At 55.7% G+C, this 12898-nt stretch carries 12 protein-coding genes; all 12 read right to left on the minus strand.

What is annotated here, in order from left to right; translation table 11 throughout:
* The coding region (locus VM163_01255) for a hypothetical protein (protein HUT02504.1) at window positions 1-219 on the minus strand (219 nt) is incomplete at its 3' end.
* A gap of 587 nt (window positions 220-806) precedes the next feature.
* Complete coding sequence (locus VM163_01260) at window positions 807-1901, minus strand: radical SAM protein (protein HUT02505.1); 1095 nt, start codon at window positions 1899-1901, stop codon at window positions 807-809.
* Window positions 1901-2920, minus strand: coding sequence for a glycosyltransferase family 2 protein (locus VM163_01265; protein ID HUT02506.1), 1020 nt, complete (start codon window positions 2918-2920; stop codon window positions 1901-1903). Before VM163_01265 ends, VM163_01260 begins: the two co-directional genes overlap by 1 nt.
* 175 nt (window positions 2921-3095) lie before the next feature.
* Entirely contained in the window at window positions 3096-4694 is a 1599-nt protein-coding gene (locus VM163_01270) for a DNA methyltransferase (GenBank protein ID HUT02507.1), read from the minus strand.
* A gap of 125 nt (window positions 4695-4819) precedes the next feature.
* Window positions 4820-5947: a hypothetical protein gene (locus VM163_01275; GenBank protein ID HUT02508.1), complete on the minus strand. Its 1128-nt coding sequence runs from the start codon at window positions 5945-5947 to the stop codon at window positions 4820-4822.
* Between the two features lie 315 nt (window positions 5948-6262).
* Window positions 6263-6385: a hypothetical protein gene (locus tag VM163_01280; protein ID HUT02509.1), complete on the minus strand. Its 123-nt coding sequence runs from the start codon at window positions 6383-6385 to the stop codon at window positions 6263-6265.
* Between the two features lie 376 nt (window positions 6386-6761).
* Window positions 6762-8546, minus strand: coding sequence for an AMP-binding protein (locus VM163_01285; protein ID HUT02510.1), 1785 nt, complete (start codon window positions 8544-8546; stop codon window positions 6762-6764).
* Window positions 8543-9493, minus strand: coding sequence for a UTP--glucose-1-phosphate uridylyltransferase GalU (gene galU, locus VM163_01290; protein HUT02511.1), 951 nt, complete (start codon window positions 9491-9493; stop codon window positions 8543-8545). Before galU ends, VM163_01285 begins: the two co-directional genes overlap by 4 nt.
* Window positions 9494-9504: 11 nt before the next feature.
* On the minus strand, window positions 9505-10578 hold the full coding sequence (locus tag VM163_01295) for a M42 family metallopeptidase (GenBank protein ID HUT02512.1): 1074 nt from the start codon (window positions 10576-10578) through the stop codon (window positions 9505-9507).
* A 153-nt stretch (window positions 10579-10731) separates the two neighbouring features.
* Window positions 10732-11436 carry an anaerobic ribonucleoside-triphosphate reductase activating protein gene (locus VM163_01300; GenBank protein HUT02513.1) on the minus strand — a complete coding sequence of 235 codons (705 nt, stop codon included), beginning with the start codon at window positions 11434-11436 and terminating at the stop codon, window positions 10732-10734.
* Between the two features lie 128 nt (window positions 11437-11564).
* A complete protein-coding gene (locus VM163_01305; GenBank protein ID HUT02514.1) occupies window positions 11565-12578 on the minus strand; it encodes a VWA domain-containing protein in 1014 nt (337 codons plus the stop codon).
* Between the two features lie 138 nt (window positions 12579-12716).
* Window positions 12717-12898: hypothetical protein (locus tag VM163_01310; GenBank protein ID HUT02515.1), on the minus strand; the 182-nt coding region annotated here is incomplete at its 5' end.

Below are 12898 nucleotides of genomic sequence, written 5' to 3' on the forward strand. Positions count from 1 at the left end.
ATAGGTTCCCTGAGCCACTTTCACTACATCAGCTGAGCTGCCCGAACACGAGTCAACGCCCTGCTGGATTGTGTTCCACGCCGTGCCCCAGGTGAGCCCATCGCTGTTGTCTCCCGTCTTGGCAACGGAATAATCTGTCGCGAAGGCGCCGGCAACCATGATCGCGAAGACGGTGATGATCGCAACGAGCGCCAATTCAATACCTCGATGAAGCTGCATGTCTCTCCTCCCAGAATGAGATGGTTGTTAGATCCTTACGAAACGACAAACATACGCCGCAAAGTTTCCAATCCTGTTTATTATACCACAACTCATCTTGATCAAAATGTCAAGCGAGGTTCATTTCAGTCGGGCTCGCCGGCCAATAGGACCTGCGCAGACATAATCAGCGCGACCGTGGCAAGCACAACCACAAGTTTCCTCACCACTCCATCCTCCTGTCTCTCTTCTCTAGGTTCAGCTATTAAGACCGATTCCTATACTGTTCATCAAAACCACCCCAGGGACATTCACAACGGCTATCCGAAAAACCCACCTTACGCGCTTCACTCCTGAGAAGCCGCGTATGCAAGGCGATCCAAGTCCCCAAAGCAAGTGATCAGAACACAATAATATGTATCTTCAACTGTAAGTCAAGCCCTTTTTTCCCCAATGCCAGGTATGAGCAAGAGATCAGCAGCTGTCCCCAAAGACACAGGAGGCCATGACGGGTAACGTGCGCCTCGAAGTTTTGGCTGAAAAAGCGGTCCAGACCTCATCCTAGAAGTCGCCATAACCGCCTTCGGTCCGCAGCGCGCCGACCAAGATCATTGCCGTCCATTGCCGCTTTTGAAGACCTGTCGAAGCCTGTGCCCAACAACCCTGGGATAGACCCAGGGCCAGTAAAGCGCAGATAGCGCAATCAGAATCTCCCACGTGCAGTAGCAATCTCTGTTCACAATCCCCCGACGCATTGCATGTCCCCTCAGGGAATTGACTAGCGCCATCGGGTCATAACCGCAATCTCGCACGTTCCCGTATTGCGTGTGCAGAAGCTCACACGGATACAGCGTCCCATCCTCACCGAGCACGATCGACCTTAAGCCAGCAACGCACGGCACGATCTGCCGCCTCCGGCTCGCCGTCTCCGCTATCAACTGCCCCTTGAACGATTCTATCGCATCTCTGAACGAAAAAAGCGGGTAGTCCGCCGCGTTCTCCCCTTTCGGCCTGATACGTTCCAACTCCTCGAACAGTCTTAGGTATTCGTTCATATCAACATCAAACTCCCCCCGATCCTTCGAGGCGTTGCGGATCAGCGAGATGCCATTCCGAACACCCATATCCGCCAAATAGCGATGAACCTCCAAAATGTCCTCACTTGTGTTCGAGGCGCAGAAGACCGAGACCGTGAATATCCCAAGCCGCCCATTCCGAGCGTGCAGCCTTTTGAGCGCCTCGATCGTTGAGATGGCCTTGTCAAATGCGCCGGGCACGCCCTTGAGTCGGTCGTGCTTCTCGCCAACCCCGTCAACCGAGACGCATACGTCAACCGCGAGTTCGGGGCAGCGGTCCAGAATCGCGGAGACGTCAGCGATAATCTTATCCTTCAGAAAGCCGTTGGTGTGATACGAAGCGATTCGTATCCCGCTTCTCTCGTAGAACGCCTCTGCTATTTCAGCCACATCTTCTCTTAGCGACGTCTCACCGCCGGTGAGCGTCAGGTAGCCAAGATTCGGCAGATTCGCCGTTACCTTTTCAATCTCTCGAAGGCTTAGCTCTTGCGGCTTGTCCTTTGCTACAATCTGTTTCCAGTAGAAGCAGTATTTGCACCTGGCGTTGCACTTCGCCGTTACGAAAAAGACCAGATGGAAGGGCGTTTTGCCGCAAGCGGCCCTTGCGAGCTTAAGAAAACTGCCCACTAGCCCCGGTCGCCCCGATTGAGAATCCTGCCGGCCAAGAATCTAGCAAGCCCAAGCACGACGCCCAGTCCGGTAACAACGTAAAGCACGAAATCATAAAGCACCCCGGCAAGGGCAAAGCCGACGTTCTTCTCTTTGAAGATAAAGACGTAGAAACCGGCCTCACTAACCAAGAACAGAGCGAAAAGCCCAAGCGCAACCCCAAAGGCCTCCTTAAACAGAGCTCCGAGAACCGCGAACACAATGACATTACATGCGAGAGCGCATCTGGTGGCCTCATCTTTGGTCGTAGAGCCGACCGACCCGAACGCTCGCTGCTGGCCGAATATCCCACCCAATCTCATCGCCCTGTTGAACTGTATCTTAACCTTTGGCCAAGCTCCTGCAAAGTGGTGGAACACCTCAATATCTTTGTATTGATATAGGGGATGACTGTAAGCCATCCGAAACGCCAAAAGGTGCTCCTCACCTCCGGGCGTGGTGTATTTCTCATCAAACCCGCCGAACTTCCAGAACACGTCTCTCTTGACACACATACACCCTGAGTTTAGTGATCGCGCATCCCGGCGTGCTTCGACGCGTCCGAGCTGCCGAATCTTGATCAGGTAGTGTGCCTTGAGCGCCCAGAAATCGCCGCCGAATGACGGATTTAGCGATTCCTTTGCCCAAACGGCCTGGGCGACCACAAGCCCGGGATCGTCATCGAACGCCTGGAGGAACCCTCTTATAGTATCTGGTTTTTGGACGATATCCCCATCAACGAAGTAGATTATGTCCCACTTGGCTGCCCGTGCACCTGCGTTTCTGGCCACACTTATGCCTCTGTTCTCGCCAAAACTCACTATCTTGCACGGGAAACGCCGGGCGATCCCTACGCTGTTGTCCGTGGAGCCGTCATCGACCAGGATCACCTCGAATCTGCCCTCGGCGCCCTCGGACGCATAAATGGACGCGAGACATTTCTCGAGCGTCCCCTCGTTGTTATAGACCGGAATTACGATTGAAAGTCGAGTGCTCAAGGTCAGAGTTCCGAATCGCAAACTCGCAGGCCGGGGCCGGACGAAGCGTCGCTCGGGGCCATCAATTTTGAACAAGCAGCCGGTTGGACAGAAACGACCACGCTGCACTCGCGGCACGCGACTTGGCACGTGTGTGCCCTACAGTCGGCGGGTGAACAGATGTTATTCATGGCCGTCAATCAAATAGGTCGCTTGAGCCGGGTTCATTCTCTCGCTTGCTTTTCGGAGACTTCTTGAACGTTACATTCACCTGCTTTGACGGCGGATAGTCGATTCGCCTCCCTGCGAGGAGGTCCTCGACCGTAAGGATTTGGACGCCAGGGTAGTGTTTGTCCCAGCCGGGCGAGTAATAGGAGTCCGCGGATGCGGCCTCCGCGCGCATCGGCTTGGTTGGCCCCAGCATCGTTATCAAGACACCAATTGCGGCGCTCTCGCGCTCCAGAACGCCCCGCAGGTCGCGGATGTGCGACACACCGACGTGGCCCGACTTAACCGAGAGCACGATCTGCTTCGTCTCGCCGCCCTCGCCCTCGTCATGGAAATAAAGTCGCCCGTCTATGCCCCTGTCGGCTCCCTTTCTTTGCTCCACGGGCCGAGCGCCGACCAATCCCAATGCCCACCACTGAAACTGATATGGGTTCTGTTTAGCAAGGGCCATTGCGCCGGAGATGGACACAGGCTCGCCGACCACCTCGAACTCTTTCTTAATGGCCTCACCGAAAGTGCTCTCGAGTCGATATTTCATGAGCGTTACGGCCAAGTGCGTTATGTCTATCCCGATCCAGCGCCGCTTCAGGCGCTGGGCCACAGCTATGGTCGTCCCGCATCCGCAGAACGGGTCAAGCACCAGGTCGCCCTCGTTGCTGCTCGCCCTGATGATGCGTTCCAAGAGCGACTCGGGTTTCTGCGTCGGGTAGCCAAGCCGCTCCCTAGCAACGGGGTTGATGGCGTTAATGTCAGTCCAGATATCCGGAACCTGCCTCCGGCCGCTGCTCTCGCTCAAGTATTGCTTATATGACCACTTCGCGCCCTCGCGCTTCGGCGAAATCAGCCGGTTCTCAGACTTAAGTCTCTGGAAGGTCTCCGTCGAATAGGTCTTCAGAAGTGTTTTCCGATATGGCCCTCTGCCATCGGCATCGTCCCATTTGAACCGGGCGAGATACTTCTCCGAATAGGCAACAGTCGGTGGATTCCAAGTCAAAGCGACACCCATTGAGTAAAAGAGGATAATGTCGTGCGAGCGGGGCAATTGCTTCGCCCTGGCCTTGCTGCTGCCCGCGAATGGCGTGCGCTTCCACGATATTTCATTGCGGAAGTTCCGCGGGCCGAAGACTGCGTCCATCAGCAGCCTCAGATAAGCGCTCGCGGTCGGGTCGCAGTGCAGATAGATACTCCCGGTCGGTTTCAAGACACGTTTTAGCTCCGCGAGGCGAGGCGCCATCATGGTGAGATATGCGAGCATGTCGTTGTCGCCGAGGAGCTTTCGGAAGCCCTGCATCGTTTCAGAAACGCGGCCCCCGGCCTCAACGACCTCGCGATAGGCGCTCGCCGCCTCCCGGTCCCAGCACCAGGTGTCTTTGAACGCCTTTACCTGAGCTGTGGAGCGAGTGCCGTTCTTCTCGGCGAAGAGGACGTTGTAGTTCTGATTGCTCTTGAATGGCGGATCGAGATAGACGAGGTCCACAGACTCGTCCTTTATGTAGAGCCGCAGGACCTCAAGGTTGTCGCCATAGTAGAGAGTGTTCCTGGTTTCAGGTTGCACAGATTCCGTCATGCTTGAAGATGACTCACTTCAGTGTTTCCTGCTTCGATCATCGTTCGCATCACAGCTAAACTCGGCGCCCGACTAGCCCTCATTCACCTGTGACGCGGGAGACGAGCGACAGTCGCAACGCCTCGTTACTCTATGCTTTCATCATCGACGGGGTGGATTGACTCAAGCAGGAAACCTCGACCTTTGCGCTGTGCTGTGACAGTAACACGCTCTTCAAACATAGGCTTGACAATGTCGCTCATAATTCCCCGCGGAACAACGAATCGATGTGATTTGCCGGCGTCATCGACCACTTGGATGACACCTCGGCTCGAGCTCTTTGCATCCGCTTCCAGAAGAACTCCACTTAGCTCGAACGGTTGGTCAGGCTCGGCTCGCACCGGCTCGATCGCACCCACCCAGATGCGTTCGCGTTTCCGGGAAAGTGCGACCCGACGTTCCCCCTGAGGGGTTGTTGCCGTGAAGCCGACACGGGAGATGTTTTTCCCGTCTGGCGCGATTTTCTCGGTTAGCCCGACGAAGTTCCGGAAGTACGACTCGTCTTGAAAGTGCTCCTCAAGCTTTTGAAGATCGCGTGCCTCGAAAAGCTCAAAGCAATCGAACAGATCGTCGATCACAACGCGGGGGAGGTCCATTCCCGGAAGGCTTCTCTGGGGGCCTGCGATGCGGAAGGTCACTGCAAAGCTTGCCGCACGAAGGCCAGTAACATAGGTCTGTATGGCCTCGGCCACCTCTTTCGATCGGGCCCCCCTTTCGCGGAACTTGAGACCCATCTTGCGCTCGGCCGTCCGATAAACCACCGTCTCTATATCGTGCACTCGTGGAAAGAAAAAGCTTGTTGGAACAATGCCGAAACCCACAGCTTGGCCCTCCAGCGAGATCTGAAACTCATCCGGCTGCAGTGTTATGCCCCGGAGCGACAGATGCCGTTGGAAATAAACGTCCTCCAAAAGGTCGCGCAATTCTTCAGCAATTTCTTCCGGGGGATTCCCAGCAAGGGCACGCGCGATCAGACGTTCCGCCTCACGGGATTCCCCGCACTCCAGCGCTAGCGAAGCAGCGCTTCGGTGTAGAACGGACCTCGTGGGCTCTAGCTCAGCCCGGTCTTCTGTTCCCTGAGCAGCGTCGCGCTCTAGCTCAAAGGCCTTGCGCGTAAGCTCTAAAGAACGGTCGGGATGACCATTTCTGCGTTCGACACCGGCTTTGTCTGCAAGCGTCATCGCTTCCCGGTGAAGCCGGGCTATCTCGTTCATCGTTTCGCTACCCGGCTCTCAGGCTGGCTGAACTCGACAATCACAACGACGGCGGGTAGCAGGCTACTATCCGAGCGCTCTGTTTGTCTCAGCTTTTTCCGCACACGGGCGGCTATTCTAGTTTCGGTTCCAGCGCGAAGACCTGACACTTCGAGGCGCGCTCGACTCTGAAATAATGATTCGTCGTCATCGGTGGGTCCGAGCCAGTAATCAAATCCAGTGCCCTTTCTGGAGCGCTCAACCACATGCAATCCTGATAGTTCTGGCACAAGAAGACTTGCAATGGCACAAGCGCCATACTCCGTCGCTTCCTCGTCATCTTTCCAGTTCCGGCGGACCTGATCTGTGGTAGTAGCCCATTCTAACGTTGCGCTTGCCGTTAATTCTCCAGAAATCAGCATAGGAGTAGGACTTGAGTGCCCTTGGTCCTCTAGGCATACACTGGCCGCCTGAGCATAGAATGCCCCGACCTCCGAGGTCAATCCCGGGGCGCCAGACTTCATGTCCATGAGTCTGAGCGGCAACTCACGCCCCTCGGGAACGACTAGCTTGATATCCACCATCGCACCGCTGGTTGTAACTGCCCGCTCAGCTTACCTATCCATTCCTGGCTACGTCGATGACCAACAACAGAATAAGCCCGCATTCTGCCCAGTCTTCCGAATAACACCGTGTCCTTCATTGCGCGTAAAGTTAGATGTGTCGGACAAAAATGTCAAACGAGGCGCCGCGCCATCATGGTGAGATATGCGAGCATGTCATTGTCGCCAAGGAGCTTCCGGAAGCCCCGCTCCCCAAATCCGCTTGTGGAGCATCACATTTTCTTGAATGCTACAAGAATGCTACGGAATATCTCCTCTATTGTGCCGTCATGGGCGGGGCCGGGGTTGTGGCCGAGCACATTTTGCAGCACTTCTTCCTCCCTTAATGGGGAGAACATTTTCTCCCCCCTTGCCTCGACCTGTTCCCGAACCCTCAAGACCGACCTCGCCCGCTCGTTGAGCAGTTTCACTAGCTCGACGTCTATACGGTCAATTTGAGCCCTTAAATCAGCGACGTCTGCTCGGATCGAGTCAGCCTTGTACATCTCAAGCACTGCGGCGCGAAGCAGCTTGCCCGAGGGCGAGCGTGGGATATCCTCCCTAAAGTCGAAGCTCTTGGGGACCTCATAGGACGCAAGCCTCGAGGCGCAGAAGGCCTTTAGGTCAAAAGGATCGACCGACGTGCCGGGCTTTTTAACTACTATCGCCTTGGGGACCTGACCCCGCTGCTTGTCCTCGACCGGTATGACGCAGACGTCGTCCACCTCCGGATGCTCCTTCAGAACACGCTCTATCATGGTCGGGAAGACCTTCATACCCGCCACCTTCATCATCGAGTCCTTGCGATCGACGAAGTAGATGGACCCGTTCTCATCACGTTTGACAAGGTCCCCAGTTCTGAACCATCCCTCGGCGAGAGCCCCAGAAGGCGCATCGGGACCTCCGTCTTGCGGTCTGTAGTAACGGGACGCAACGCCCTTGCCCGAGACGAGCATCTCGCCGAGCTCCATCTCGCCCGAATCGGAACCATCCTCGCGGACAACTCTTATTGTGTAGTGCAGCGCTGCCTTCCCAACAGACCCGCCTCGCCTGACCTCGCCCGCATGAGGCGCAACGGCAATGCCGGTTGTCTCGGTGCTGCCCCAGACCGGCGTGATGGGAATCCCAAACGCCGCCTCGAACTGTTTGTTGAGCGTCTCCCGGGTCACCATCCCGCCGCTCTCGGCGATCCTGAGGGTTTTGTAGTTAAATTGGCTGTTGGAGGCGAACGGCAGCAGTCGCTCGTAGAGCGTAGCCGCCCCCATCATGCACGTAATCCCGTGCTCGCTTATCGCCCGCGCAACCGATTTGGGGAAGAGGCTGTTTTCAAGCACCGATGTCCCGCCAAGATACAGACCTCGTAGAAATATCTCGTGCGGGTGAAGGTAGGCGGGAAACATGCACAAATGGACGTCATTGTGCCGAAGGCCAAACGTCTCCACTGACGCCATCGTGTTGAAAAAGAGGTTTGTGTGTGTTGTTACCGCGGCCTCTGGAATGCCGGTCGAGCCAGAGGTGAAGTTGAGGTAGAAAGGCCCGTCGTCGTCCACCTCCACTGACGGCACCTCGCCGGGCGCCTCGTCCAGGAACTCGTCCCACTCTAGACCGCCGGCCGCGTCCTGTTCAGAAGGCCCGCACACGACAAGCCTCGCAAGCGCCTTGTGATCTCGAGGCACTTCTTCGATTCGCTCGAGGAACTTGCCCGCGACGACAAGCGCATCTATCTCGTATTGGTCAATTATACGGGCCAGCGCAGCGGGCTTCAGCCGATAGTTCAGCGGAACCACCATCAATCCCTGCCTTGCACAAGCAATGAACGAAACTACGAGCGCTGGGGTCTTCTCCAAGAGCAGCGCAACCTTCGCCCCGCGGTCTAGCCCCAATCCAGAAAAGCCAGCCGCACATTTCTGAACTAACTCGTGCAGCGATTCGAAATCGAGAGATATGTCCCTGTGAACGACTGCGGTTTTGTGTGGGAAAGACTCCGCCTGTGCCGCGCACATCTGGGCGATATTCACTTGTGCGGCTCCTTGTTGGCCTTCCGAGGCGGCTTGGTCCCATTGATCGTGTCTATGTCCAGATGGCGGAGATAGTTATAGAACTCATCCCTGAGCTCGCGATTCCTCAACCCGTATTCAACCGTAGCGATCAAGAAGCCAAGCTTGTCGCCAGCGTCATACCGGCGGCCCTCGAACTCGTAGCCATAGATTACCTGCCGCTGCAGAAGCTCCATCAGACCATCGGTCAGCTGAATCTCACCTCCCCTGCCGGGCGGAAGGTTCTCGAGAATCTCGAATATCTCAGGCGTCAAGATGTATCTTCCGATGATGGCCAGGTCTGACGGGGCCTCGCCCGGCTTCGGTTTCTCCACCATCCCTGAGAGCTTGTAGAGCCTATCATCGACCAATTGCCCTCTTATCACACCAAAACGACTGATCTGCTCCCCAGGGATGCGCTCCAAGGCGATCATCGGACACTTGTAGCGAGAATAAGCGTTTATCATCTGCTTCAAGCAAGGCACTTGGCTGTAGATCACGTCGTCCCCAAGAAGAACCGCGAAAGGCTCGTCGCCAATCAGCTCCCGCACCGCCAAGATCGCGTGCCCCAGCCCCTTTGCCTCTCTCTGCCTTACGTAAGCAGCACTGACCATGTTTGATATCTCGCGCGTCGCCTGAAGCATTGCTTCAAGCTCCTGCATCTTCTCCTTGTCAGAAGTATCCTTCAGCTTCTTCTTCAAGACATGCTCAAGCTCAAAAGACGTATCGAAATGGTCCTCGATCGCACGCTGACCACGACCCGTGACGAAGATCGCCTGCTCAATCCCAGAATTCTTCGCCTCCTCGACCACGTATTGGATAATCGGCTTGTCAACTAGCGGCAGCATGACCTTCGGCTGGGCCTTGGTGGCCGGCAGGAACCTTGTGCCAAGACCCGCCGCAGGGAAAACCGCCTTTCGAATCTTCACTAACTCGCTCCTCAAAAAGCCTTCAAACTCTCTACCGTCTTCTTGTCCAAGGCCATATAAACCTGCACCATGAGATCAACCGCCGCGTCGAAGTCACCCCGATGAATGATCGACACGTGTGAATGAATATACCTCGACGCGATGCCGATGTATATGCTCAAGACACCAGCGCCGCTCAGGTTGATCCGTCCGCCGTCCGTCCCACCGCCATCTAGTATCCCAAGGAAATGGTTGATCTTGTGCTTCTCGGCAATATCGATCACAAAATCGCGAAGCTTCATGTTTGGTATGAGCGAGTTGTCAAAAACCATTATGCCGACGCCGTTGCCGGGCTTCTCAGGCCGACCTTTCATACCAGGGCTTGTATCCTTCGCAGTGCATACGTCCAAGGCAAATGCCACGTCTGGCTTGCAGAAGGCCGCAGCTGTCTTGGCCCCTCGCAAGCCCACCTCCTCCTGCGTCGTCCCGACACCAAAGGCCAAGTTCGGGTGCCTCATCTTTGCCAGACGCCTCATCGCCTCGGTCATAATAAGGACGCCGATCCTGTTGTCCCACGCCTTCGCCATATACATCTTCTTATTTGCCATTATCTCAAACTCGGTCACCGGAGTGATCGGGTCGCCGGGCCGGATATCCAGCTTCTTCTCGACGTCATATCCAACGGACTGACCCACGTCGATGAACAGCTCCTTTATCTTGAGCAGTTTGTCCTTCTTGTCCTTGTCCAAATCATGAATAGCCGGCGAGCCTATGACGCCTATTACCCTGCCCTTTCTCGTCTGGATCGCTACTCGCTGCGCAAGCATATTGCCCGGCCACCAGCCGCCAACAGGCAGGAACTTCACAAAACCCTCGTCCGTAACCTGCTGAACGACGAAGCCGATCTCGTCCATGTGCCCGGCCATCATTATCCTCGGCGTCTCTGACGTGCCGCTGTGCTTGCAGATGAGGCTGCCCAGGTTGTCTCGCTCGTATTCGCACGCGTCTCCCAACTCGGCCTTCACCAGGTTCGCTACTTCGTGCTCAAATCCGGAGATACCCTCCACCTCAGTCATTTTCTTCATCAAATTCTCTGTTCTGTCCACCAGTTTTCTCCTAGCTCAATAAATCATGGAACCATCATTTACCAGCCCTAAAGATACAATTAGGTGCCAGTTCTGCCTGGCTGATTATAGCTGCGTCCAGAATCGAGTCAAGCATGGCAGGGCCGCAATACACTTGCCCACCCAGCCAAGCGCTCAAGTAACAATCTGAAATCGCTTGACAAAGCGCGCGAGGCGCGGACGCAGTGAGAGGAGCTCTGCGCCATCTACTGGCGAAACTTCCGCCAACCCGGGGTCTAATGTCTTCTCGTTCTTGAAATTCTGGACTGTCCACACGTCGGCGCCTCGTATCGCATCTCCGATGAGCTCGAGGTCATCGAACGTTAGGAACTTAGGGCAGAATGTGGTGCGGAACTGATGAGGCAGGCCACAGCCTCGTATGAACTCTATTGACTCTGAAATAGCGTCCAGAGGCGCATCTATCCCCGTTACCGCATCCATCTTACCTTTATCAAGGGGCGCCTTGACGTCAATGACAGCGTAGTCCACAAGCCCCTCATTAATCATATCACGCAGCACATCCGGCCTCGAGCCATTCGAGTCCAGCTTCACCTTCAGCCCATATCTGTGCAGCGAGCTCAAGAGGTCCGGCAGCGTGGGGCTCAGCGTCGGCTCGCCACCAGTTACGACGACGCCCTCAATCCACTTTTTCTGCTTTCTGAGCTTCGGAAAGATCACCGCCTCCGGGACCCTCGGGACCTCCTTGGGCCGCAGCACCAGATCGGCGTTATGGCAATATGGACAGCGGAAGTTGCAGTTGGGCAAGAAGATTATAGAACAGACTGCCCCCACCCAATCGAGAAACGAGACCTCCACAAAACCGCGAATATCGTAGTTCATTACTCTACATACCTATCGACTCGCCGCCCGAGTCTGCTCTGCCTACTCCGCCAAAGCAGCCTTGGCTGCGAAGGCCGGATCGCTGCTGGTTCGCAAAATGCAGGTGTAATAACGCACATCGCTCAAACCTACGGCAACACCCGCGAGATTGTCCAGAATAACACCATTGAGGTTACCAGCAGGCAAAGCCCCGGCAGAACGAAGTATGGCATGAGCTCCTCGAAACTCGAGAAACGCTGTCCCTTGAGCCTGGACCCCTCCGCCTTGCTTATCTGCGCATAGATGCGCTTTAGCGACTCGGCGTCAGTCGCTCTGGAGTATCTCCCGCCCGATGTATTGGCGATAGCTCTGAGCGTGCTCTCGTCGAGCTTCGTCAGGACAGGCCTGCCATCAGCGCCCACGGCGTATCGCTTGCCCCATCTCTTGTCGTAGATCGGTATCCTCGCGCCTCCCCTCTTGCCAACACCGACGCAGTATATTTTCACGCCCATAGTCTTGGCCATCTCCGCCGCGGTCAAGGGCTCTATCTCGCCCATGTTGTTCTCGCCGTCTGTCAGAAGCACAATAATCTTCGACTTCGCCTCAGAATCCTTGATGCGATTCAGCGCTGTCCCGAGAGCATTGCCAATAGCAGTTCCGTCCTGAACCATGTCGAAATCAACGGACCCGAGCAGGGAGACCAGCATATCGTAATCCAGCGTCAATGGGCACTGAGTGAAGCTCTGGCCCGAGAAGCTCACGAGGCCTATCCTGTCGCCTCTTCTGCTCTTGATGAAATCGCCTACGACCTGCTTGGCCACATACAGGCGGTTGTTGGGCTGAAAATCCTCGGCTCGCATGCTTCCGGAGATGTCAAGCACAAGCATTATGTCTCTGCCCACCGCGCTGGTAGGCTCGTTGTACTTAACGAGATGAGGCCTCGCAGCACCTAGTATCAGTAGCGAGAGCGCCGCGAGGATTAAGGCAACAGTGAAGACGTATCTCAGCGGGTAACTAGGCCTAGCCTGTCCACCAAAAAACGAGGTCGCGTGAGAGTACTTCACGGACCCGGAGAGCAGATAACCCACTCTCGTCAGCGCATACCAAAGCAGCGGAACAAGCACAAACAAAGCCAGTAAATAAGCGCTTTCAAACCCAAACATCTTGCTCTCCGTGATCGCCTCTTCAAATTAGGTAAACAAATATATGGCCAAAGCGATCCAATTCAACAGCCAGCTTCCTTTTGCGGCGCACATACACGCCTATATCGCCGTATTTAGCCTAAGCACCGTCCGGCCATCTCAATTCCGGCGCCCAAGAGGCAGCGGGGAAGAGGTGGCCTGACGCACAATCTCCCGAGTCGCTCGCTCCAGACGCCAGGCCCCGAAACTAGACCTGCGATCTTGACTTGCCCTTGCGCAGTCGTTATTGTATTGCATCCTGTTTTGCAGCAGTGAGAGCCACAGTTTCTGGAGGGTTTGTG

It is taken from the genome of bacterium (assembly GCA_035527515.1).
Lineage (GTDB): Bacteria > B130-G9 > B130-G9 > B130-G9 > B130-G9 > B130-G9.

Excerpts from the sequence above, each read along its gene's own strand:
- VM163_01275 (HUT02508.1), bottom strand. The coding sequence starts at position 5,947 with ATGAACGAGATAGCCCGGCTTCACCGGGAAGCGATGACGCTTGCAGAC.
- VM163_01300 (HUT02513.1), bottom strand. The coding sequence starts at position 11,436 with ATGAACTACGATATTCGCGGTTTTGTGGAGGTCTCGTTTCTCGATTGG.
- VM163_01270 (HUT02507.1), bottom strand. The coding sequence starts at position 4,694 with ATGACGGAATCTGTGCAACCTGAAACCAGGAACACTCTCTACTATGGC.
- VM163_01305 (HUT02514.1), bottom strand. The coding sequence starts at position 12,578 with ATGTTTGGGTTTGAAAGCGCTTATTTACTGGCTTTGTTTGTGCTTGTT.
- VM163_01280 (HUT02509.1), bottom strand. The coding sequence starts at position 6,385 with ATGCCTAGAGGACCAAGGGCACTCAAGTCCTACTCCTATGCTGATTTC.